Genomic DNA, 22,860 nt, shown 5'->3' on the forward strand with positions numbered 1-22,860 from the left:
AGAGAGTATGACTCTAAGTTCATGTATCTGTAGAACGTCGTGAGCTTATCAACCGATTCAGGGTGGTAAATATTCTTGTCAAGAATACAGCCAAGAAAACCATCCCCCACCAAAAACCATTTTCCTACTGCACATACTCATTGTTTCAAGTCCCATGTACCCGAGCCCATCTCAGGTACAGCACCATGCCCACCCAACAAGCCCTCACCCGCATACCGCTTAAAGTGGTGCTGCCGCTAGCCTTTCTGTACATAACGACAATCACCCAAGCCCAAATCTGGATCATCACCGACCAATCACACCCCATCACCTCCCCCGGCCCAGCCCGAATCATTCTTTTAGACCAGCAACAACACCTTGAAGCCGAGCTGTCTCGCGCACTACCCACAAACCCACACCAAGCCGCCGCGAGCATCCAAAGCCGCCTCAACTCTGCCTCTGGCAAACGCTTACAAACCGATCTCGCCAAAGCCCAACAAGACCTAGCCGATGCCTGGAGCCTAGGCATCACCAAGATCCCTGCCGTCGTTGTTGACCGGCGCTACGTCGTCTACGGCGAGCCGGATGTGGCCAAAGCTTTGGTCCTCATCAATAACGCCAAAGGCCAACCGCGATGAACCGCCACCTGCTCCGCCCGCTATCGCAGGCTCTGATCTGTAACCTGCCCTTCAGCGCCTCGGCATCGATCACTTCAGCAACGATCATTACCTCGTCGCTGTCGCCTCAATGCCTTGAGTACAAGGTGGTTGGCATTTGCTACTGGCTGCTGTGCACGGCGTTTGGCTGCAAGGTGAAGACGTCGACCAAGGTGCGGCATTACGTGCCGGATGCGGTGGTGTCGGCGTATTCCAATACCGGGGCTAACCCGTGGGTTGAGATGTCGCCTTTGGGGTCGCCGACTCCGTTGTCTCAGGCGGGCAATGACGCCACGACCAATCATGTTGCCGGGAACGCGGCGCTCAAGTTCAAAGAGGCTGATGTAATCGGGCACCCGGGCGGTGCTGTATTCAGTAAGTTCGCCAGTGCGTCGGGGTATGACTGCCAAGGCGCGACGGCGCCGTGGATGCCGTATTACTTGAGCACGCTTGATCCTATTGCCTGGCGGTATGGAATTCCTGAGGTGGTTTATCCAGAAGCGCTGATCCCCGGTCGACGTGAAGTCGGCAGTATGGTCGCCGCAGATCTGTGGGGCAACGTTTACCCCCGCAGTGGGTTTCTGCAGCAAACAATGATTACAAGACCGGGGCAGTCATCGCACAGCGCGCCGGTGACATCACTACGCGTACCGGGCAAGTCCATGTCTATCTGCCGATGCAAGCTTCTGCGCGCGACGGCTATTGGCCTGCAGGTGAGCTTGTAGAGGGCGATGCCACTACCGGCAAGTGGCAGGAGTTGACGCCGACGCTCAGTCAATCGTATGCCGTGTTCGCACATTCAACACCACAGGTTCAGGCCGAGGAGGTGGCTACGCCTGGGCGCTGTGGCGTCCATACGCCTGCTGCCAACGGCGTGGCCAGACTTTCTTGGGGAGCACAGGTTTCTAATGAGCATCCAGACCAACAGCGACCGGAGCATGTCATGAAAATCACTCCCTGGTTGATCGGAACCCTTTACAGCCTCTGCAGCGCGACAGCCTGGTGTGCTGACCCTATCAACGCTTCGTCCTCTGGCAGCGTGATCGGGGATGAGGTGCTTTACAGCATCGGAGGCGGCAGCGCGGTCGCTATGGGCAGTGCTGGCAACATGCAGAGCATTCAGATGGGTGGCGGCTGGAATAACAATCTGGTCTGCGGAAACATGAGCATGACCAACACCCTCGAAAACCAGTTGAACGGGGCCTCAACCCTCTTCACCCTCATGATCACGCGCGGCTGTATAAAAAATTATGATTGGGGTTGAGGCAATGTCATGGCCAGTAGGAGCTCGGCTCAAAATACGCTCAACGAACCGCAGCAACTATTGATATACGAACATTCCTACCTAGCAAGGAACGTCGTCCGACAGACACTTCGTATTTTGATCAAATGGCACCGCCAGTGGGCTACTGCAGATTGACATCACCCGGGCGCGAAACTACCTGGCCGTGGAATCACTGGACCAGATCTCTCCCGCGCAACTCCAACAAGCACTCAACTTTCTGCAAGGTCAGATCATCGGTGAAGGTGCGGCAGCCATAACGCTGCCAGGCGTCGCCGGTAGTTCCCAAGCAAAAGACCTGCTCTACGGCTTGCTGCGATCGGCACACGATACCGAACTGCTCTTTAACTCGTTGTATGACAGCAGCCTCGAAAAGCTGGCCAGCGAGGCTTACAAAAATCATATGGCCGGAAAACTGGCAGAAACATCCCGCCAAGCCCGGGACCTGCTCGCCTACATCTCCAGCCATGCCATCCGCGATCCTTTCAAATTCAAGAAATCAACTCACTGAGGGCTACACCATGGGCACGCCCGTTCAAGGCTGGGAAGGCAATATCGGTTCTACACCGGAGTTCAAAGAATTCCCCAATGGCAATAAAGACCCGCGTCGATTGCTACGCATCAACGTCTACTTCGACAACTCGATTCCGGATGGCAAAGGCGGTTATGAAGACCGTGGCGGGTTTTGGGCAAATGTGGAGTGGTGGCATAAAGATGCCGAGCACTATTCCCAACTGTTTCAGAAAGGGATGCGCGTGTTGCTGTCGGGTCGGGCCGTGATGGACCGCTGGAAAAACGACGACGGTGACTTTGAAGCGTTGAAAATTCAGGCCAGCCGCATCGCAATACTGCCGCATCGCGTCACCCTGGTGAACCTGACTCCTTCCCAAAACCAAACCGCGCAACAGAACAATAAAACTCAATCGGCGCCACAACCGGCTTCAGGTCCGGATAGCTATCCAGATCCTGACGAGCCGTTCTGATTGGGAGCTTAATTTTTCGCCCCATTCGTGAAGCTCACGGTGTTGGGGGAGACAGTTCATCGTCTACCCCCTGAACTCTTCAAACTCAAATAAATTCGAAATGCAGATGGCCAAGGTTGCAGACTACGCTGATCTAACGGTACACATCACTTCGATTACCAAGCTGCACGACAAGGATCCTCAACGCACCGTCCTGAATCTCACAAATGACCCGAAAGTCACCTACACGATACCGCCACAAGCCACCTAATGGCCCCGTGAGGGCTTTACCAGCCGTTCTCGGATCATCCCTTCTGGAGACGCGCTCATCCATGTAGTCAAGAATGCGCTTGGCTGATTGCTTATCGAGCTTACGTAATTGAGATTTAGCTGTATCGGTGTAATCAATCGTCCAAACCAAGGTCTTTCCTCACATCTGCAGCAGAGTGAACGACTTCTTGGTTTTTACGTACGCGCTCCAAGACTTCAGCCGCGAGATAATAATCTTCCATATCCGTCAGCCCATGATCGATTATTTCGCGTAAATAATACGCTTTGGTACGCCCTGTACTGCTTGCCAAAAACTCGAGCCGCTGCTCAGTTTCGGGGGCCAAACGAATTGAAGTGGCCATGCTTCAGGCTCCTCTGTAATACATGTATTCATATTATCACAAGTCGACAAAACGACACACCAGCCAGGCAGATCAAGATGGGCTCTCGCCATCAATGTAAAATCGCCCTTATAGTTTTGGATTTCTAGCTTATGCCGGGGAATCCTGGTGCCTACGTGCTGCAAAGTACCTCAGAGCTCTTATCTGCCGTCATTCACTCACTGGAAGCGGCCTGAACTGGCCCCCACTGCATCGAGCCCACGAAGCTTTTCTGCTTTACCACGCCCTGGCCGCAGCCGATGCTCACAAACACAGCCTTGGCCTCGCCGGTTAACGGTACGTATGGAAGACTGTCAAAAAATCGCGCCACTCGTGAGGTTTCTGGTGGTACAAACCTGCTTTTCGGCAATTTAGCACCTTGTGATTCAACCTTATGTGGTGATCCAAAATACTCCCAATCAGGAAGCTACTGTTTGATTGTTCTGTTCTTCGAGGAGCGCAGCCCATGGTGCAGGCATCAACACCGTTGAAGTCGGTGGACAGACGCAAACTCAACAATCCACACGAGGCGGTGAAGGCGGCAGGTGCTGAGGCGGCCCGAAAAGGGCTTGCGGTGTATACCTGCCCCTATCGCCATCCTGCCATGCGTGCGTCGTGGTTAAAGGGATTTGCCCAGGAACAGCAGCTGACTCTGGCTCTTTTTTAAGTACCTGTCGACATAGGAAGTTGCGTGCAAACCATTCGATTATTTAAATTCAAGCACATGCCCGGAACTACTCTACTGCCGCGAAAATAACACCCGGTCCCCTATTCCCATTTCCCATTGATAACCGCCTTGCGCTCCCGCGACAGTCCCTCTCTGCCAATTAAAGAGGGATCACCCCATGAAGCTGTTGATCATCGAGGCACCCGGCAAGCTGAAAAAGCTCCAGCCGATGATGAAGAAGTTGCGCCCTGGCGAAGACTGGCAGGTGGTTGCCAGTGGTGGTCATATCCGCGATCTTCCGGCCAAAGGTCAGGACGACAGCATGATCACCACCGGGGTACGCAAAAACTACACACCGGTTTACGAGATTCTGGATAAAAGTGCCAAGGCCGTACGCACCATTAAAGCGGCTGCGAAACAGGCTAGCGAAATATATCTGGCAACCGACCCTGACCGAGAGGGTGAAAGCATCAGCTGGCATATCCAGCAAGTGCTCGGAGTCAAAGACTACAAACGCATCACTTTTAATGAGATCACTCTGAAACGAGTTGAGGAGGCCTTGGCCAACCCTCGCCAAATAGACCTGAACAGGGTCGCCTCCCAAGAGTGCCGTCGTGTACTGGACCGTTTGGTGGGTTACCTGGTAACTCAGGAACTACGCCGCCTCATGGGCAAACCCACTTCCGCCGGTCGCGTGCAATCGCCCGCCGTTTTCCTTGTAGTGTTGCGTGAACGCGAAATCCGCACCTTTCAGGTGATCAATCATTTTGGCGTGCGTCTGAACTTCATCGATCTGAACCAGGGCATCACTTGGCACGCAGACTGGCAACCGGTCCCGGACTTTGCTAGCAAGGACTTTCCTTACGTTCAGAACACCAACTTCGCCCAACTCGTCGCCGGCACTCGCAACGTCGTAGTCGAAAACTGCGAAGATCGCCAGGCCGATAGCCATCCGCCCGCCCCGTTCATATCGTCCTCACTGCAACAGGCCGCCAGCAACGCCTTGAAGTGGGATCCAGACAAGACCATGCAGGTTGCTCAGCGGCTATATGAACAAGGTGTCATCACCTATCACCGGACAGACAATCCCAATGTTCCGGACGAGGCTATGGCGGACATTCAAGCGGTGGCCACCTCATTGGGCATGAAAACAGTCGATACTCGACGCACGTTCAAAGCTGCCGAGGGTGCTCAAGAAGGCCACCCGGCAATCACCCCGACTTATTGGGCTGAAGCCTCAGCCGGTGAAAACGATGAGGAACGTGCACTCTATAAGCTGATCTGGACCCGGGCGCTGGCCAGCCAGCTCGAAGCGGCTGTCTACGACGTGAGAACGGCAAAGCTTCTTGCAGTAGGTCCCCAAGGTAAACCGCTGCGCTTCACTGCGACAGGTAAAACGCTGTCTTACCCTGGCTGGCTGAAATTGCTCAAGGGTGATGACACCGACGATGAAAAGGACGCAGAAGCCAACAATCCGGTTCCCGCGCTTACCCCAAAACAGTTCATCCCGGTGCACCACGGCGAATTGCTGCAGAAGAAAACCCAGCCGCCATCACGCTACACCAAGGCCAGCCTGATCAAGGAAATGGAACGGCGCGGCATTGGTCGCCCCAGCACCTTCGCTTCCATCCTGAAGAACATCACCGGTAAAGGAATGATCGAGGAGAAAAGTCGCAAGCTGATCCCGGCGCCCTTGGGTGAAGAAACCATCAGCAAGCTCGAAGGATTCTTCAGCTTCGTCGAGTTGGACTTTACACGCGAGCTGGAGCGCGACCTGGACAAGATAGCCCAAGGCCAAGCCACTTATGGCGCTGTCGTCGAACGGCTGCATAAACGGCTGGAAGAAGAACTCTTGCAGCAGCGTGGACTACCGAGCGTGCCCATGGCGTCAGTTACTCGGCCTGCTCAAACAGGCGCCACTTACACCTGCGTCAAATGTAATCAACCTCTCGCCCGAAGGCAGAAAAAAGGCGACGGAGGCTATGACTTCTGGGGGTGCACAGGCTACAAAGCCAATGGCTGCAAGGTTAGTTATCCCACATTGAATGGCAAGCCGAACTTCGAAAAGCCGAGGGGACTTTGATCTGCAGTACAGCCAATGAAATTTCTGCGTTCAAAAACTCGGGTATGACGTAAATTTCAAGTTAAGGGGTTATGCATTAACGGTGGAACATCACCGACTCCACATCAGACATTCACCCACGAACCGCAGAGGAAATCATGGGTGAATACACTGAAAAGAAGTCCTGTCTCAGAGCTGCTCGGGCTTGAACCCAAGTTGCAGAAGTTTTCTGAACGCCAGGTTGAGGTCGCACAAACGTGGGCCATGCACTTTAAGCTCGCTCCTGCGATTCTTACCCCCTTCATCACACACTATTTGAACTCAACCTCCCATACCCGCTGCTGGTGTGTTCCGCTGGGAGACATCGATCAATACCCACAGCCCGTTCTAGCCAGAATGGGTGATCGCCTCCAGTACTTCGATGGCCAAACGATAAGGGCCTGCAAGATTTACCCACGGGATCGTGTGCAAAAGAAAAAGCCTTCTGCCCCGGTTGCACGAAAGCTACTGCTTGAGCGTGGCGGCTATTTTATTCGCCGCAACGATCATCCAATGTTTCGATTCTGGCGTTTACCCAAAGACAAATTGTTGCCAGAGCTAGACGTTATATTTCATCGCTTGATGGAGCTGGCCGACGGGCGTTTTCAGGATACATGGCAATCCATTTGCCAAAGAATCGAGGCAGCGCAGAGCGCGCCAGATCGTCAAGCCTTCACCTGGGGGCTTGTCTTTCGTATCGCCCCGCTCGTCCGCGGCGGGATTTTGCTGTCGGGTGACTATCACCCTGGAGCCGTCGCAGTTGCTCGCCGCATGCGCGGTGTCTTTCTCGGCCAATCCAAGGCCTGGCGCATCGATGCCAGCGCTGAGTTGGTGCGTAGCAACCTCATTCTCGAACTTGAGCTGTCAGAGGAACAGTTCGAGATCCTCGACACCATTCAGGAGCTGCTGACCGATGGCTCAATCGTTCCTGCCGAAACCATCACACGAATCAGTCTCGGTGGACCGCCCCAGGAGCGTGCGGCGCAGTTGCCTGCGGAAGAATCATCGAACGACCTGTACCTGGCTGCAATCCCCTCAATCGAGCGTACCGAGCTCACCCCAGAACAAATCGCCCAAGCCATAAACGGCCATTCGTTGCTGGCCCATCAACCGGCAGGCATCCAGCACCTGCTTCAACGCACCAGTGCGTTACTGGCCGATGATATGGGCCTTGGCAAAACACGTCAGGCCATCATTGCGGCTGCTGTAAGGGCGGCAAACCGGCCTATATTAGTCATCACCCTATCAACGCTGATCATCAACTGGCAGCGTGAAATCCAGATGGTGTATCCAGAGGCCCGGATCGGGCTGCAGGTCTTTGACACGTCTTCACAGTGGATCATTACCAACTACGAGCGGTTGGGGGATTACGTGCTGCAAGCGGCTCATTTCGAAGTGATGATCATTGACGAGGCTCACCGTCTGAAAGAGCCCACTGCGGCCTGGACCCGCCACGGCTTCGACATTGCAGCAAAAGTGCCCAATCGCTACCTTTTGACCGGCACACCCGTTCTGAATCGCGAATCAGAACTGCATACGTTATTGCGCCTGTCTGGACACCCGGTTGGGCAACTGCCCCTCAAAGAGTTCTGCGAACAATTCGCTGGCAGTCAGGACTTTCGCAAAAACCTGCGCGATGCCATTGGCGACTGGATGCTACGTCGGCGCAAAGACGTGTTGCCCGGACTCAAGGGCAAGCAACGGCAAACATTACCGGTCGAACTCTCTATGGAAGAACGTAGTGAGTACGATCGCATTCGTCTTGAAGACAGGCCCTGCCTTGCCAGACTCGGCTCACTTCGCCAACTGTTGGAGCAGGTGAAAATTCGAGTCGTGATGGAACTGCTCGCAGAGCTGGACGTCGAGGACAAGGTAATTTTGTTTTGCGAATTCAAAGACACTGTCAGCAAACTGCGATCACTGTGTGTAGTCGCTGGTTATGGGTGCGTTTCCTTGGTAGGCAGCGACTCGATTGGCAAACGGCAGAAAGCAATCGACGCATTCCAGAGTGATCCCTTTAGCCGGATATTTATTGGCACGACTTCAGCGGCAGGTACAGGCAACAACCTGACCGCCGCGAACTACGTCATGTTTCTTGGTTTGCCCTGGACACCAGGTATGCAAGAACAGGCTGAGGACAGAGCCTATCGCAACGGGCAAATGCGCATGGTCGTGGTGAAAATCCCACTGGTGGAGAACACCATCGACCAAATGCTATGGCAGATGCTACTGGATAAGCGGCAGCTTACTAAGGATTTGATTGAGCCGGATATGGCGGTGAACAATCGGGCGGAACTGGCTGGTTCGCTGTGACCGGTCAGAATTTAGAGAGTTAGATGGATCACATATGAACAAGAAGCACTTCTTTCGGCCAGATGCGGGCGTTCATATTAGGCAGCTATATAAGCTACAATCAGGCATAGATATTTTGGGTAATCAGTGTTCCGTCTGCCCCCATTACAATGTCTCCGAAAAGACTAGATAGCCACCTACGTTCATTAGCATCCCAAGATCATGATCCGAGGTTAAGCTGAAGCGGCTTCAGCAGATCGGCAGTCATGATCTCATGAATGCAGAACTCTTTTGGATCACGAGAGGTGTCCGCTTTGATCTCCGCCAGCTTTTTAACAATGTTCGCCGCCTGTACCTCACCGACCTCCAGATTCTCAATGAGGATGTCTTCAAGCTCCGTCTCCCTATCAGACTCATGGGCAATCTGGACAGCGATTTCAAAACGTCTCAAATTTGGTTGTAACGTGATTTCCTCACAGACGGCTTCCAACGGCCAATCATCTAGTGACCTTATGAGGTGGCTATAGATATCTGCCAACTCACCCAGCAGCGCGATCGATTGGGGATAGCTAGGGCTATACCAGGGCATGTCGGTCTTTAGGTAATAGGTGATTTCGTTGCAGGTTATCTGAAGCGGGCCCTTTCGATGAATGCCTGAGTTGTGCACCGTGTTACGGCAGGCCCCCAAGAACTTGATGAGATCTTTGTCGTGGTTGATATCCCTGCCGTACTTCTGCTTATCGGCAAGCTTGTAAAGCTCATTTATCTTGTCGGGAAAAGAGCGGTAGGAGCTGCGCACATCCAGGATTTTGTCCACGCACTTAGACCTCTCCTCATCCGACTTCGATTCGCCATGCCGGTCGAGCAGCTTGATGACCTTGTCCCTTCTGCTCTTTTCATGATCAGTCTCCAACTTTTCGGCATAGCCCTCGTACAGCTTAGTGATCCAGTGTTCGAAACAGGAGAATGCCGAGACCGTGAAGTCCAGCATTAGGCTACCAACCATCCCATTGATACGATCCGAGAGAAGCGCTCTTACATCGGACAACGACGCTTCGAAATCCTCGCGCACTAAAGCGGCCTGTTTGCCATCGATCTGTACGGCTGGTGTCAGGAACTGCTCCTGAAGCATTTCGACCAGCAAATCGGAGCATAGGTGTCTCGCCGCAGTGTTGGATAACTCTTCGTTTATCATGAAAACGATCGGCAGATCGCATACATTCCTCAGGTGTGCAAAGTAGTTATGCACATTGATGAACGGAAAGCGATTCTTGTTGATCTGATAAATACCGCGTAGCGTGTGCTTCTCCAAGATGGTGGCCTTGTTCTTCAAGGCGATGAAAGCAGCAATTATCTTTTTATGGTTGCCGTCAAAGGTACTCATTCGAACTCCCTGTCGTGAGTTGTTCATCGTTGATGTAGTGTACTGACTAATCGCCCGCGATTAGGCAAGGCATTATGATATAACTATTAGCACACCCAACTCACCTAGCGCGAATCAGACATACACACACTCATGCGGCAGCAACTGCGCGATCTCACTGGCCCGCTGCGTAAGCAAATCTTTGAGAGAGGCATACGTATCATGCCCATTCATGCGCGCCGACTGGATCAGACTCATGATCGCAACGGCCCGTTTGCCACTGCGTAGCGACCCGGCAAACAACCATTTTGAGCGTCCGAGTGCCCAAAAGCCGGATCTGGTTCTCCACTTGATAGTTGTCGATAGGCACAGCCCCATCGTCCAGGTAGCGCGTCAGCGCGACCCAGCGCTTCAGGCTGTAATCGAGGGCCTTGGTAGTGGCTGATCCGTTCGGCACCAGGTCGCGCTGGGCCAACATCCAGTCATGCAGTTTTTTGAGGATCGACACCGCCTTTTCCTGACGTATTCGCCAGCGGTCTTCATCACTCATGTCCCGCGCTTGGCGTTCGACCCTGTACAAGCCACCGATCGAGTGCAGCGCCTGTTCGGCCAATTGACTTTTGTTCGCCACGTGCAGATCGAAAAACTTGCGGCGGGCATGAGCCATACAGCCGATTTCAGTGATGCCTTGCTCAAAACCAGCTTTGTAGCTAGCGAAGTCATCGCAAACCAGCTTGCCGTTCCAGTCGCCCAAGAAGTTGCGTGCATGTTCTCCGGCACGGCTTGGGCTGAAGTCATAAACCACCGCATTAAGCGCCGAATACGGCGTCGAGCTATAGATCCAAACATAAGCCCGGTGAGTTTTCTTCTCACCTGGCGCAAGTATTTGCACCGGTGTTTCATCAGCGTGAATCACGTCCGGGTTCAGCACGGTCTCATGCAGTGCGTCGACCAGTGGCTGGAGCTGCACGCCGTTTTGTCCGACCCACTGAGCCAAGGTCGAGCGCGCAACTGCCACTCCGGCGCGGCCAAAGATTTTCTCCTGCCGGTACAACGGCAAGTGATCGGGAAACTTGGCCACCATGAAGTAGGCGAGCAAACCTGCGGTCGGGATACCCTTGTTGGCGCATGGGAATCCTGGCGATAAGGGTGATTGCGTCCGCTTAAAAATACGCGGACACCATCGCCCTTAATGCTGGAGTTCGGAAGGTGACTTGGCCGGACGCTTACGAACAACGCATGCACGATCCAGCCTGTTTCCTCCGACCATCTGCGTTGGTCGAGATTCATACAGTCCCGATCACGCAGCCAGGCACGTTACAGGCGCAGCTCTTACAGTGAGTAATCGATCTTGGATGATTTGAACAATGTCTACTATTGACCGACTCTGTTGAGAAGCCGGCCCTTCCAAGATGCTGCCCACGTACTAACAGCAGAAAACGACTTTTTTGTATACAGACACCCCAAATTTGAGCCCTGAACCCTCCGTTCAAAATAAAGTAATTAATCTCAAACACGAACTTTTCAACCGTGGAAACCATGGACGACATTTTAAAGAGAGTCGGCCGACTGCAGTCGTTCATAACAGGCAGTTATCGGCCAAAAGCGGACAATGTTTCTCGCACTCAGGGCAGACATTTTGCCATGCTGATTGTTAGTTATGCTGGTTCTCTTTCGTTCACAATTTCATCAAGCACTTTGAATACTCCATCTAAATCTTCGGCATAGGTAGCGATGTAATTAGACGTCACCACCTTCCGGCCGGGGACTTCTTCGGCTTTTGCACGGACAAAAGATCCATACTCTTTCCAGTATAAGGCAATTCTCTCAATATCGAAGTGCCCTATCAAACTATCTTTGGAGGCCACGAAGCCATCATCTGATACCACCTCAAAATATGAATTGGTGAGACTAGCAAGGCAATAGTCAAGGAAATGGTAGACATTATTTTCATCAACATCAGGATTGAAGCAAAACCCGAATACGTAATGATCCATCAGTATTGAAATACCGTGATTATCCTCAACCCCTGACTCATCATAATAACCACAGCCGACTCCAGAGCCATTAGCCTCTTTGCTATTGCTTAACTGGTATATCACAAAGTTTTTTACGCCTAACCGGCTGGCAAATATGCTACTGACGACTTCATTTTTAATTTTAGGGTCATCTTTATGGGTAATCAAAAGCCCAAGAGTATCAAAGCTCTCGACCGGAATTGCATCGACCGCAGAGTAAAAGTTTACTTCTTTATCAATGTAGTCAGTTTTGAATTTGGCGAACACCTCTTGGGAGATCCTTCTCATTCCCATAATTGCCAACCCAGTCACTACTCCAGATGTTTTGGCATTCGGATGATCAAATACTATGAGTGCTGTTTGAAGGTTATACAGTTGGCCTCTGCGATCTGCTGAGCATTGAAGCCTAAATAGCATTAAGTCATTCCAACCCAAAGCGCCCCGCTCAACGCAGGCAAGTCGGCCAAGCAGCCCCATATTTTTGTACTCTTCAGTGCCAAAAATGCGTCTAGCGATTTCTATCACATTTTCTTTGGAGTTTTCGAGGCGCTTGTTATTCGTCCTCCCCCAACCGGCTCGATCAAGAAGTCTCAAAAGTGAGAAGATCGATCTATGGCGCAAGCTTCCGTCGCACCGACCGATACTTGCGTAGCGGGGTAGGTATTCGACCAAGGTGTTAATGGCATCCTCAGCTGCAACATGATTGAAGCTGGAAGAGCTATTGACTAGCAGTCTCCAGAATTGATCATGGGCTTGCTCGTGGACAGCCAGATCGAAGTTCTCTGAAGACAGAATAATATCGATTTTTTTACCTTTCACAACTTCTTCAACAGCTTTCTGATACATAACGAAGGTATCTTGGGGCTCAGGCGTGACAAATCTTACAATGAGTTTTAGGTAGCTTTCTAGGTTTCGAGAGTTTCCATGGTTAAAGCACGCGCGGCTAACTCTAACTGACTGTTCTATATCTGCGCGTGGGGGCAGTTCAAGAGTTTTTGCGTCGAAGAGTTGACGTAGCAGGAAAGCTTGAGCTGGCGCATTATCCAAATACCCTGAGAACGCTGGTGAGTTCATAAAATTGTCAGCATCAGGATTTATCTTCAGAGAGAACCGACCAGATCTACCTTCAGTCTCCTCTGCATAAATTAGCCTGAAGGTGCCTGGGTAGAATAGGTGTAGTAATATGAGATTGATCAGGTCAACCTTATTGAAGTCTGTTCGTGACAGGTCGCTTCGTTCCATTTGTAGAATAAGAAGGGCATTTACGAAACGTTTTACCTTTCGAAGATCTCCAACATACGGCAAATAGCTTGCGGCTTTATCTCCGCCAACAATTTCCGCAACCTCGCTAAGTACTTCACCGAGCCGTACCATCGTGTCTGAAGGTACCGATGTAAGTCTCTGCTCCTCATTGTGCCAGTCCCTTGTCAGGAAGTTTCGTATTGAGGAGGTGTCGACAAACAAGCTGAGTTTTACAGTAACAAATTTTTCGAGGAACTCACGTGCGCGCGAGGTTTCCTCTTGAATGCCAGCTAGAATTTCTGTGTCATAGCAGAGTATGAAAGTTGCCTGAGACAGCCTGAACGTTCTGCGTGAAGCAAATAGGACCGAGTTGGCTGTCTTGGCATCCAATCTATCGAGATCATCTATAACGATGACAACGCGTTTGCCAATACGGCGGAGCACATCGTCAATGTCATCTAAAAGCTCATCTAGGGTTTCTTGCGAAGGCTCGACTGCGAGCTTGAAGCCCAGAAACGATATGTCTGCTTTGCCTTTAATCAGGCGCGAATAGCGATTAGCAACTGGTCGAAATTCGGGCGCGTAGACTTCTCGTTGAATAGTGGCCGACAGTTCTTTGATCAACCTGTCTGTCAGATCAGGCTCAGAAGCAAAGCGAAGGGGTTCGAAGCGGCAGACAATGATTTCTTTAGGGTGTTTTTCCCAATGACGAGCTGCGAGGTTTATGAAGCTGGTTTTACCTACGCCCCAAGGCCCATCGATACCGAACACCAAGCCTGGGTGTGCGTTGCTAGCCAATACTGTTCTCGCGAATGATTCAGCTTGGAATCCGCAATCTAATGCATCCTCTTTACCTTGCTTTATTTCATCATCTGATAAGAAATATAGCTGAGGCATATCTTTTCTTAGTCGTGCTCGTAAATTTTGAAATATCGGCGATATCAACATAATGCATAAGATTGCCAGTATTGCAGGTGTCCAGTAGGGGTCGATATTCTGAATTATATCGTGAATTTTTTTGAGATTCGGTGCCAAAAGAGAATTGACCCATACTCCGACGACTACTGCAAGGAGTAGATCGATCCGACAGCTACGTATTATACGAGCGGCATCTGATATAGCACCTCGGTTGAGAACGTAATAGCAGCAGAGGGTTATAATAATTAAGATTACTGATAGTTGAACCCAAAAATTAACATTGATAAATTCAGGGGAAAAATTTTTGCCTAGATAGGATGCCACTCTCCAGACTTCTGCTGCCAGAAATCCAACCGCTAATGTGCGAAAAAGCACCATGAGTTCTGGCATTTTCATCTCTGGCGTCACCTTGGCCATTTTTTCACTCTTAATGTTGGTTTCAGATTTCATACTATTGAAGTGTTTTACTCAATTAGAGCTGCATATTGTCAATCAATCTTCCAAAAGAAATACTCATATGGACATGAGAACTCCCTCTGACATCACGCAGCAACTGTGGAAAGTTAGAATTTCCTTCCGATTACTTCACAGCAGGTTCACTCAATGTCGACTCTCAGCATTCTGCCCACCCTCACGAGTGCAAAAATGCTACTACGTACCAAGAATTTGTGAAATCGGATCTGTGCATGGGAGGCACTTGCCAAGCTCAGTTCGTTCAAGCATAGGGCCACCCAGCCCATCGGTGAGATAGTGCAGCAAAGAGGCTAAGCCTAAGTCTGCCAGTTAGGCTTGGCTTCGATCACCTACCCTCAGTCAGCTCGTCAACCGAGACGGCGAAATAACCCTAATCAAATCGCCCCCTCCACGTAGATGTCGAAGAGGTTACTGCACGATACCGTCTGGCAACGTCAAATCGAAAGACTCGCTCGACAATGGCCGATCTGGGTCGAGTTCCGGGCAGCTATTGACCGATTCTATTGAAAAAGCCGGCCATGGTTTCCACGGCAAAAAGTACGCACCTGAGATTAAAACCTTCACGTTTAGCATAGGCTTCCAGCATCAGATCTTGCGTAGCAGCGCGCAAGAAAGGCGTTTTCCGCAGTCAGTTCTTCGGCTATCTGGGAGGACCGACTTTTTCAACAGAATCATCCGATTGCAGTCTGTCGCTTAGGGCTGCTCACGCTATTGGAATAGCGATTTACCCACCAAAACTCACCCGAACGAAAATCCAGCCCCCCCCCAAAAACCTATTTCCTAATGCCCCCACCGCACTGACCTGCCAACGTGCCCCCATCATCAAAGGGGGCCTTTCGGCATATGATCAGGCACTTCACCACTCTATCCCTGCTCGCGCTTGTCGCCAGTTGCACGAGCCAAAATGCTCCGGCGCCCACGCCTGCATTCGACAGCAGTCGCAATCCCGATTTGCTCGCCCCGGATTTGTACCCTGGCGGGGCCGTTGCTTCTAAAGAACCGGTCGTTCGCTATGGGCGGTACACCCTGGTGAGCACGCTGCCCGAGTCAGGGCAGCGGGATCTGATGGCGCAGATTATCGACGTCTCTATCCCGGCCCATATGAAGCCGAATCTGCGTGACGCCATGCAGTACGTTATGGATCGCTCAGGTTATTCGCTGTGCTCGGCTGACTCTGGCCATGTGAATATTCTTTACACGCGGCAATTGCCTGCAGCGCAGTACAAGTTGGGGCCGATGACGTTGCGCAACACCCTTCAAGTACTAGCCGGGCCCGCATGGCAGGTGAAGGTCGATGAGGTGAACCGCCAGGTCTGTTATGTCCTGCGCCCTGGTTATCAGCTTCCGGATTCAACACGATCTGCGTTAACGCAAGTTGCGCAGGCTAATCTTCCGATTTCAGTGCAGCCTGTTCCGGCAAGCGCTGCAAGCAGCAGTGCGGCCTCTAAAGTGCTGGTGGCAACTGCCCCGCCGTCTGTCCCCGTAACGGGTACCGTTTCTTTGCCAGCTCTTGATCAGCCGAAGTCAGTTCCCCTTCTCAACTCGCCGCCTCCCACAAGCGCTGCGAGCAAAACAAAACCCGTCACCGCGACACCCGCCGTGATTACGCCCCCCAAACCCGCCGCCACAGTGGCGGCCATCCCTAAGCCGCTGGCCCAGACATGGGCGGCTTCAACTGGCTCTACCCTCCGTCAAACCGTCGAAGGCTGGGCGGCTACAGCCAACTGGCGGCTGATCTGGAAGGTCGATGATCTGGATTACCCCATTGATGCGCCGCTGCGATTCGAAGGCAGTTTTCAAGAGGCGATCAAGCAGATTTTCCCGCTGTATGACGCCGCTCCCCGGTCTTTTGTTGTCGATGGCAGTTCGTCGCAGCGGCTGATTTATATCGCTGAGAGGAAACCCTGATGGCTATGCATTTCTGGGCTCAGGGCGTTGCCCTTTCAGCCATGGTCGCTCTGGTCAGCTCCTGCTCCGTGCAGCGGGTCAATGAGTCCGTCAAGCGTGCCGAGCAAGAGGCGGCCACGGCCTCGCAGTACAGCCGCTTCTTGCGTAATCAACAGCAGGAGCCAGCCCGTGACACGGTGGTGTTCAGCGATAAGCCGTGGGTTTCTAAACAGCCAATGCTCGCCAAGCGCGGTTTGCCGCTGAGTATGGATTGCGACATCACTTACAGCCCCTCCTATAACGTTGGGATTGCAGAGGTTGCGCATGCCATCACCCGTGAATGCGGGGTTGCCGTGATAGTGGCGCCAGACGCCCTTGACCCGAGCGTGTTGTCCAGTGCGACTCAAGGCAGCTCAGGACCCATGGCGCCATCGGCCCTGAACGCTGCCGACAATCTTTCCAGCTTCATGCCGGCCGGGGTTATTGGCAGTTTGCCCGGCAATGCCAAATCCCTGAATGCGACGGTCTTGTCCGCGCACAGCACCTTGCCGATTAAGTTCAGCGGGAAGCTCTCAGGCTTGTTGAACCAAGTCACTGCACGACTGGGCCTGGCCTGGAATTATTCCTCGGACGATCGCAGTGTCCGAATCACTTATTTCGACACTAAAACCTTCGATGTCTGGGCCTTTGGTGATGACCAGGTGATTGAAAGCACGGTGAAGTCCGGGTTGGTCACGTCGACCGGAGGTGGAAGCGGCTCGGGCGGTGGTTCATCGACAACGGGGGCTTCGGGTGAATCCGGAAGCAACCAGAGCACGACCGTTACGATCAAGACGTCGCTGGTTGACGACATTGAAAAGAACATCAAGACCATGCTGAGCCAGCAACCTGCTGGCCGCATGTTTCTCTCCCGCTCCACCGGCACGCTGACGGTCAGCGACCGACCGGAAGTGCTGTCGACTATCGCCAAGTACTTGAACTCGATTAACCGCAGCATCACCCGCCAAGTGCTGTTCAACGTCAAGATTTTCGAGGTGAGCCTCAACGACAAAGACCAAACCGCCCTGAACTGGACAGCGGTCTACACCTCGCTCTCCAACAAATGGGGCTTTTCCCTGAAGAACACCGCGACGGGAATTAGCAGCGACGCGGTTTCAGGCTCCATCAGTATTTTGGACACCTCCGGGTCGCCCTGGGCAGGCTCTAACATCATCATGCAAGCGTTGTCAGAGCAGGGGCGAATTTCCAACGTCCGCTCGCCCTCTGTCACCACCCTGAATTTGCAGCCAGCCCCCATCCAGATCGGCAACGTTAAAAGCTATGTGGCCTCAAGCACAACCACCACCACACCGTCGGTAGGCTCATCCACTTCGCTCTCCCCGGCCACCATCACCAGCGGCTTCAACATGATGTTGCTGCCGCGCATCATCGACCAGGACAACCTGTTGCTGATGATTTCCCTGAGCATGAGCAGCAAGCCCACCTTTCAAACCTTTGAAAGCAATGGCGCCAGCGTGCAGACAGCCGACTACGACACCAAGAACCTGTCACCCAAGGTCAAATTGCGCAGCGGCCAGACACTGGTACTGACTGGTTTCGAGGAGAACAGCGAGAACGCAACCAAATCAGGTGTGGGGGACCCTGGCTTCTTCGGGTTGGGCGGCAGCCAGATCCGTAGCACTGGCCACAACATTTTGGTGGTGCTGATCACGCCAGTGGTCGATAGCGAAATAGACAGTCCCAGCGCACTGCATAGCCCTCGCACTTGCCCCAGCCCCGTCACGCTTTGCGCCGGACTAAAGGGGTAAGCCATGGCCGACGAAACCGCCAAAATCCCGCGCGCTCCCCGGGTGCAGATACTGCAGCATCGTGGCAAATCATTCGTCACGGGCCTGCGCTGGCATCCTCTGGGCGGTGTCACCGGCCATATGAAAGAAGCGCGGCAATACGGGCGCGAGCACCAGTTGGACATAGTCGCCATTCGAAGAACACCTGCCATCATTCAGGCAGGATTTGTGGCGCGCAGTGATGGCGTTATCAAGGGCATGTATTCGTTAGCCGCTACCTTGGCCGGACAACTCGGCGACTCGTGGATTGCGGCTTGGAAAACGGCCCCGGACCTCGATCAATATGCCCTGGTGGCGGTGTACCAAGGCGGGGTGATTTCCGGTTGCGACATGATCGGCACTGGCGCTGAGGTGCGTCGCCGGGTGGCACAGCAACGCAGCCGTGGTATCCACTTCACCCATGAATACCTGCCCGTAGAGTTTGAAATGGGCGGGCAACCCATCGACATTGAAGACCTGCTTCAACCTTCACGGTTAAAACGTGAGTATCGACTGCGCCCTCTGGTGTTTGGGCTATCCAAAGCCGAGCTGCTGCAGTGTGTGATGCTCGGGCTCTTGATCACAGCGGGCGCTATAGGCTGGGCGCAATGGCAGAGTCATCAGGACCAGATTGCCAGGGAAGCGGCTTTTCAAGCTGAAAAAAAACGTTTAGACGAGCTGGCCCGGCTTCAAAAAGACTCGGGCAAAGAGCAGTCGCCTCAAGCCCTGGAACATCCTTGGGCCAAGCGCCCATCGGTGGCTGACTTCGTTGCGCATTGCAGCAAGGTCTTTTACCAACTGCCCCTTTCCATTCAGGGCTGGCAGTTTTCGAATGCTCAGTGCGATGGCGTGCACGTGCTCTCCTCATACAAACGCACGGGTAACAGCACGGCCGATGATCTAATTGCCGCGACCAAGGGCTACTTCTCGGATCACCCGGCCTTTTTTGACGAAGGTAATTCAGCCACGTTGAAGTTCGATATTTCGATCCCCGCAGCCGGGGACGAACCGCTGATGGACGCAATCGACATCCTGGCAAACCTGTCTTCCTGGCTGCACAGCTTCTCGCAAGCACCAACCCTCAAAGAAGTACCGGTCGTGGTGCCAATTGAACCGGCGATACCGGGTCAACCTGCACCACCGCCTCCCCCGCCCCCTCAGTGGAAACAATTTGAGTTGCGCTTCGCTACAGGCATTACGCCGCTGGACTCACTGACAGGGGTGCCAGCCCAAGGCCTTCGGCTGCGCGAAATCAGTACCGAATATCAGGCGGGCCATCTCTTGTGGTCAGTGACAGGTGATCTCTATGCGAAATAAAGCGCTGTGGGTTTTGTGCTCAGCAATCACTTTGCTTCCCTCCCTTGGCTGGGCTGCAGAGGGCAACCTGGCCGGACTGAACGTTGGCGAATTGGCCATTGTGCAGAGCCAGACGATTCTCTTCAAAGCTCAGGCTGAGCGCGCCAAGGCGGAGCAGTCCATCCTGGGCGAAGTCACCCTGCCGTCCACTGCGAATCCTTTCCAACCGTTGTCAGCCACCCTTCGCGGCACTAACAGCCAGTCGGACTTACCCGTTGTTAAAGCTGTATTCGGGTCCGGCAAGCGCCTGCGCGCCACCCTGCTCTACAGCAGCGGCTTTGAAATCGATGCGGGCTCGACTTCACAAGAACTGCCCGGGGGCTACCGCGTAGTCACCCTGACTGTCGACAACGTGGTCGTTGAGCGTGACGGTAAACGTTTCCCCTTGGGCTTTTCACATCAATCCCCAACGCACTCAAGCGATGTGAACAGGCCAACCTCTGGAAGCACTCAGGCGTTGCCCATCCTGCCTGGCTTGATTCCGGGTCAACGCTGATGACGCAGATGACTGCTGGTCCCGAAGACGCCATCGAGCGTTGCTCAGAACCATTTTCTGTAGCGGTCGCGATGCCGCATCAAACCCTGCTAACGGGTAGTGGCGGCCCCTTGGAGTTAAAACCTGAGTTGCGCCAACTGTGCGCACTGACCCGCGACGGCATTTTGTATGTGTCGGCGCAACACCAGACCGATGCGTATGTGATGGCGTTTGAGGACCAGCTCGAACACGAAAACCATCCCTACGAGGTCAAGGTCTGCTCGATGAGCGATATCAAGGCCCTGTACCAGTCCGACGAAGAGGTGAAAGGCACAGCCCTTTCAGCGACTGAGACCGAACGCCAAGCGCAAGTGGTTCACCTGTTGGGAGAGGCACATCGGCGCAATGCGAGCGACGTGCACTTTGTCGTGGGCCACGACATTACCCGGGTGTTTTTTCGTATCCACGGGCTTTTGTGGGAAGCCGAACAGCATCAAAGCCAGGTCGGCATGGAGCTGTGTTCATCGCTCTATAACAGCATGTGCGACGTTGCCAAAGAGCATTTCCAACCGCAGATCAGTCAAGACGCCCGGATCAAACGCAAATACGTCGAGCAGCTCGGTTTGTTCGGGGCTCGCGTGGCCAGTCGGCCACTGGTGGATGGCCCGCTCATGGTGTTGCGCCTTCTGTATGACGACAAAACCAAAATGTCACTTGAGGACCTTGGCTTTCTGCCTCAACAAATTGAGGCCTTCAATCGCATCCGCAGCTTGCCCTATGGCGTCAATTTGATCACCGGCCCTACTGGCTCTGGCAAGTCCAAGTCTCTGCAAGTGAACCTCAATTGCCTGTATGAAGAGTGTGGTGGCACCAAACACATTCTGACGATGGAAGATCCTCCCGAGTATCCGCTGCTCGCCAATCAGTCACCGCTGGGCGCAGGCGAAACCTGGAATGACGGGATTACCAACACCATGCGCCTGGATCCGGACATTCTCATGTACGGAGAAATCCGCGACCTTGCTTCAGCCCAAGCAGCGTTCCGGGGTGGGATGACCGGTCACCTGGTGCTGTCCACTCTACACACTAACAATGCGGTTGCCGGGTTACAGCGATTGATCGACATGGGTGTCGACCGGCATTTGGTCACGGATCCGGCACTGATGACCGGTGTGATCAATCAATCCCTGCTGCCCGTGCTGTGCTCTCAGTGCCGCATCCCGGCTTCGCTGCATCTTGATCAACTCAACCCGGCCCTTTTACAACGCCTTAACGATCTGGACGCGCTCGCCCTGGCCTACCTCAAAGGATCCGGATGCCCGAATTGCAAAGGCCTGGGCATCACCGGACGGACAGTGGTGGCCGAAACCCTGCTGCCAGACCTCAAGTTTATGCACGTATTTAACGCTCAGGGCGCCAGTGCCGCGCGGCGGCATTGGGTCAAGGAAATGGGCGGTATTACCAAGACTGCGCACACGATCATCAAACTGAAAGAGGGTGTGGTAGATCCACGGCAAGCGGAAATGATGATTGGCCCGCTCGACTTCGACCGGCAGATCCTGGAGGTCGATCATGCTGACTGACTTCAGGGAGATGCTTAATCGGTGGGCTGAAGCGTTCTACGCCAAACAATTTGGCAAGAACGAACGCATCCAGTTCTATGAAAGCCTGATGGGCATTCTCGAAGACGGCGTGCCGCTTGAGGAGGCCTTGCTGACCGTGGCCAAAGCCTTCAGCGATAACGGTCTGAAGTTGCACCCGGTGTCCCTCGCCTGCCGCGATATCGCCCAAAAAGTGAAGGGAGGAAAGTCGTTAACCATTTCCTGTGATCGCTGGGTGCCCTATGACGAAAACTCTCTGATCGCGTCTGGGGAAGAAACCGGAAATCTGGTTCAGGCCTTCAGGGATTGCGTGCGCATCATTGAAATACGCCAACGCATAGGCCGCCTTATCGCCTCGGCCACGGTGTTTCCTTCGGTGGTCTGGAGCGTGATGGCCGCGTTGCTGTACGTCATCGCCATGTGGATGGTGCCCTCAATGGCGCAACGCTCCAATCCCGAGGCCTGGACGGGGATCCCGGCCCTGCTCTACGCCGTGTCGAACTTCGTGAGCCATTACGGGCTGGTAACACTGATCGGCGTGGTGACTTTTATCCTGGTCTCTGTTGCCACCCTGCCCGTGTTTTGCGGGCTGCCGGTCACAGCCAGCAGCCCTGCGTGGAAGCTGCAACTGACCCGACTCTTTCAGACAATGCGCGTGCGAGCTGAAAAGCTGCCGCCCTGGTCGGTATACAAAGCCCTTCACGGCTCAATCTTTCTGCTGAATATGGCCGTGATGTTGCGCTCCGGCATCAACCAGCTCGATGCGCTCAACACCCTGCAACGTAACGCGTCGCCGTGGTTGAAAGAACGGCTCAGCGCCATCCATTACGGCGTCAGTGCCGGCAAGAATTTCGGTACCGCGCTCAAACTCGCCGGCCACGAATTCCCTGATGCAATGGCCATGCACTTTCTGGAAGTGCTCGCGACACGCAAGGGTTTTGCCGAGTCGATGGAGCGCTTTTCCAACCGTTGGCTGGAGCAAACGCTGCAGAAGGTTGAGGCCATTGCCAAGTCCCTTATCGGCGTGTCCTCCATGGCCATGGGCATCATGATGATGTTGGTCGTGGTCGGGATTTTCCAGTTGGCCAGTACCGTGACGGAATCACTTTAA

Annotated in this window: 15 protein-coding genes and 4 pseudogenes; 14 read left to right on the forward strand and 5 right to left on the reverse strand. The window is 53.5% G+C overall.

Annotated elements, in window-relative coordinates; all coding sequences use genetic code 11:
- Positions 1 to 185: 185 nt before the first annotated feature.
- From GHO25_RS03910 to GHO25_RS03930, 5 genes and pseudogenes are all read left to right on the forward strand, one after another.
- Positions 186 to 617, forward strand: coding sequence for a TIGR03757 family integrating conjugative element protein (locus tag GHO25_RS03910; protein WP_153389950.1), 432 nt, complete (start codon positions 186 to 188; stop codon positions 615 to 617).
- A pseudogene (locus tag GHO25_RS03915) lies at positions 614 to 1,544 on the forward strand (TIGR03756 family integrating conjugative element protein). The gene GHO25_RS03910 and the pseudogene GHO25_RS03915 overlap by 4 nt, the downstream one beginning before the upstream one ends.
- Positions 1,545 to 1,578: 34 nt before the next feature.
- Positions 1,579 to 1,851, forward strand: a pseudogene (locus tag GHO25_RS03920) (integrating conjugative element protein); the annotation flags it as partial.
- A 220-nt stretch (positions 1,852 to 2,071) separates the two neighbouring features.
- A pseudogene (locus GHO25_RS03925) lies at positions 2,072 to 2,428 on the forward strand (phage regulatory protein); the annotation flags it as partial.
- Between the two features lie 10 nt (positions 2,429 to 2,438).
- Positions 2,439 to 2,900, forward strand: coding sequence for a single-stranded DNA-binding protein (locus tag GHO25_RS03930; protein WP_153389951.1), 462 nt, complete (start codon positions 2,439 to 2,441; stop codon positions 2,898 to 2,900).
- A 133-nt stretch (positions 2,901 to 3,033) separates the two neighbouring features.
- On the opposite strand, the gene GHO25_RS03935 is transcribed toward GHO25_RS03930, so the two are convergent.
- Positions 3,034 to 3,300 (reverse strand): type II toxin-antitoxin system RelE/ParE family toxin, encoded by a 267-nt coding sequence (locus tag GHO25_RS03935; RefSeq protein WP_153389952.1) that lies wholly within the window; start codon positions 3,298 to 3,300, stop codon positions 3,034 to 3,036.
- Entirely contained in the window at positions 3,284 to 3,511 is a 228-nt protein-coding gene (locus GHO25_RS03940; protein WP_153389953.1) for a CopG family transcriptional regulator, read from the reverse strand. Before GHO25_RS03940 ends, GHO25_RS03935 begins: the two co-directional genes overlap by 17 nt.
- A gap of 484 nt (positions 3,512 to 3,995) precedes the next feature.
- On the opposite strand from GHO25_RS03940, the gene GHO25_RS03945 reads away from it, so the two are divergent.
- The 3 genes from GHO25_RS03945 to GHO25_RS03955 all read left to right on the forward strand — a co-directional run bounded on the left by GHO25_RS03945 (position 3,996) and on the right by GHO25_RS03955 (position 8,610).
- Positions 3,996 to 4,196, forward strand: a complete 201-nt coding sequence (locus GHO25_RS03945) for a CrpP family ICE-associated protein (RefSeq protein ID WP_153389954.1) — start codon at positions 3,996 to 3,998, stop codon at positions 4,194 to 4,196.
- Between the two features lie 178 nt (positions 4,197 to 4,374).
- Entirely contained in the window at positions 4,375 to 6,279 is a 1,905-nt protein-coding gene (gene topA, locus GHO25_RS03950) for a type I DNA topoisomerase (protein WP_153389955.1), read from the forward strand.
- A gap of 141 nt (positions 6,280 to 6,420) precedes the next feature.
- Positions 6,421 to 8,610 (forward strand): DEAD/DEAH box helicase, encoded by a 2,190-nt coding sequence (locus GHO25_RS03955; RefSeq protein ID WP_372240920.1) that lies wholly within the window; start codon positions 6,421 to 6,423, stop codon positions 8,608 to 8,610.
- Between the two features lie 199 nt (positions 8,611 to 8,809).
- Here the strand turns inward: GHO25_RS03955 and GHO25_RS03960 are convergent, their stop codons facing one another.
- The 3 genes and pseudogenes from GHO25_RS03960 to GHO25_RS03970 all read right to left on the reverse strand — a co-directional run bounded on the left by GHO25_RS03960 (position 8,810) and on the right by GHO25_RS03970 (position 14,547).
- Positions 8,810 to 9,973, reverse strand: a complete 1,164-nt coding sequence (locus tag GHO25_RS03960) for a hypothetical protein (protein ID WP_153389956.1) — start codon at positions 9,971 to 9,973, stop codon at positions 8,810 to 8,812.
- A gap of 114 nt (positions 9,974 to 10,087) precedes the next feature.
- Positions 10,088 to 11,075, reverse strand: a pseudogene (locus GHO25_RS03965) (IS66 family transposase); the annotation flags it as partial.
- A 535-nt stretch (positions 11,076 to 11,610) separates the two neighbouring features.
- Positions 11,611 to 14,547 (reverse strand): KAP family NTPase, encoded by a 2,937-nt coding sequence (locus tag GHO25_RS03970; protein ID WP_153389957.1) that lies wholly within the window; start codon positions 14,545 to 14,547, stop codon positions 11,611 to 11,613.
- 900 nt (positions 14,548 to 15,447) lie between these two features.
- On the opposite strand from GHO25_RS03970, the gene GHO25_RS03975 reads away from it, so the two are divergent.
- The 6 genes from GHO25_RS03975 to GHO25_RS04000 all read left to right on the forward strand — a co-directional run bounded on the left by GHO25_RS03975 (position 15,448) and on the right by GHO25_RS04000 (position 22,860).
- The gene (locus GHO25_RS03975) at positions 15,448 to 16,512 is read left to right on the forward strand and encodes a TcpQ domain-containing protein (RefSeq protein ID WP_153389958.1); all 1,065 of its coding nucleotides are present in this window, start codon (positions 15,448 to 15,450) and stop codon (positions 16,510 to 16,512) included.
- Positions 16,512 to 18,299, forward strand: a complete 1,788-nt coding sequence (locus tag GHO25_RS03980; RefSeq protein ID WP_153389959.1) for a PilN family type IVB pilus formation outer membrane protein — start codon at positions 16,512 to 16,514, stop codon at positions 18,297 to 18,299. Before GHO25_RS03975 ends, GHO25_RS03980 begins: the two co-directional genes overlap by 1 nt.
- Positions 18,300 to 18,302: 3 nt before the next feature.
- The gene (pilO2, locus tag GHO25_RS03985) at positions 18,303 to 19,634 is read left to right on the forward strand and encodes a type 4b pilus protein PilO2 (RefSeq protein WP_153389960.1); all 1,332 of its coding nucleotides are present in this window, start codon (positions 18,303 to 18,305) and stop codon (positions 19,632 to 19,634) included.
- 31 nt (positions 19,635 to 19,665) lie between these two features.
- Positions 19,666 to 20,169, forward strand: a complete 504-nt coding sequence (gene pilP / locus GHO25_RS03990; protein ID WP_256677157.1) for a type IV pilus biogenesis protein PilP — start codon at positions 19,666 to 19,668, stop codon at positions 20,167 to 20,169.
- A 71-nt stretch (positions 20,170 to 20,240) separates the two neighbouring features.
- A complete protein-coding gene (locus GHO25_RS03995; protein ID WP_372240921.1) occupies positions 20,241 to 21,731 on the forward strand; it encodes a GspE/PulE family protein in 1,491 nt (496 codons plus the stop codon).
- Positions 21,721 to 22,860 (forward strand): type II secretion system F family protein, encoded by a 1,140-nt coding sequence (locus GHO25_RS04000; RefSeq protein WP_123749984.1) that lies wholly within the window; start codon positions 21,721 to 21,723, stop codon positions 22,858 to 22,860. Before GHO25_RS03995 ends, GHO25_RS04000 begins: the two co-directional genes overlap by 11 nt.

It is taken from the genome of Pseudomonas sp. FSL R10-1350 (genome assembly GCF_009600525.1).
Taxonomy (GTDB): Bacteria; Pseudomonadota; Gammaproteobacteria; order Pseudomonadales; family Pseudomonadaceae; genus Aquipseudomonas; species Aquipseudomonas helleri.

Bases quoted from the DNA above. Each gene is read 5' to 3' on its own strand.
- GHO25_RS03910 (WP_153389950.1), top strand. From the start codon at position 186: ATGCCCACCCAACAAGCCCTCACCCGCATACCGCTTAAAGTGGTGCTG.
- GHO25_RS03930 (WP_153389951.1), top strand. From the start codon at position 2,439: ATGGGCACGCCCGTTCAAGGCTGGGAAGGCAATATCGGTTCTACACCG.
- GHO25_RS03940 (WP_153389953.1), bottom strand. From the start codon at position 3,511: ATGGCCACTTCAATTCGTTTGGCCCCCGAAACTGAGCAGCGGCTCGAG.
- GHO25_RS03945 (WP_153389954.1), top strand. From the start codon at position 3,996: ATGGTGCAGGCATCAACACCGTTGAAGTCGGTGGACAGACGCAAACTC.
- topA (WP_153389955.1), top strand. From the start codon at position 4,375: ATGAAGCTGTTGATCATCGAGGCACCCGGCAAGCTGAAAAAGCTCCAG.
- GHO25_RS03960 (WP_153389956.1), bottom strand. From the start codon at position 9,973: ATGAGTACCTTTGACGGCAACCATAAAAAGATAATTGCTGCTTTCATC.
- GHO25_RS03970 (WP_153389957.1), bottom strand. From the start codon at position 14,547: ATGGCCAAGGTGACGCCAGAGATGAAAATGCCAGAACTCATGGTGCTT.
- GHO25_RS03975 (WP_153389958.1), top strand. From the start codon at position 15,448: ATGATCAGGCACTTCACCACTCTATCCCTGCTCGCGCTTGTCGCCAGT.
- GHO25_RS03980 (WP_153389959.1), top strand. From the start codon at position 16,512: ATGGCTATGCATTTCTGGGCTCAGGGCGTTGCCCTTTCAGCCATGGTC.
- pilO2 (WP_153389960.1), top strand. From the start codon at position 18,303: ATGGCCGACGAAACCGCCAAAATCCCGCGCGCTCCCCGGGTGCAGATA.
- GHO25_RS03995 (WP_372240921.1), top strand. From the start codon at position 20,241: ATGCCGCATCAAACCCTGCTAACGGGTAGTGGCGGCCCCTTGGAGTTA.
- GHO25_RS04000 (WP_123749984.1), top strand. From the start codon at position 21,721: ATGCTGACTGACTTCAGGGAGATGCTTAATCGGTGGGCTGAAGCGTTC.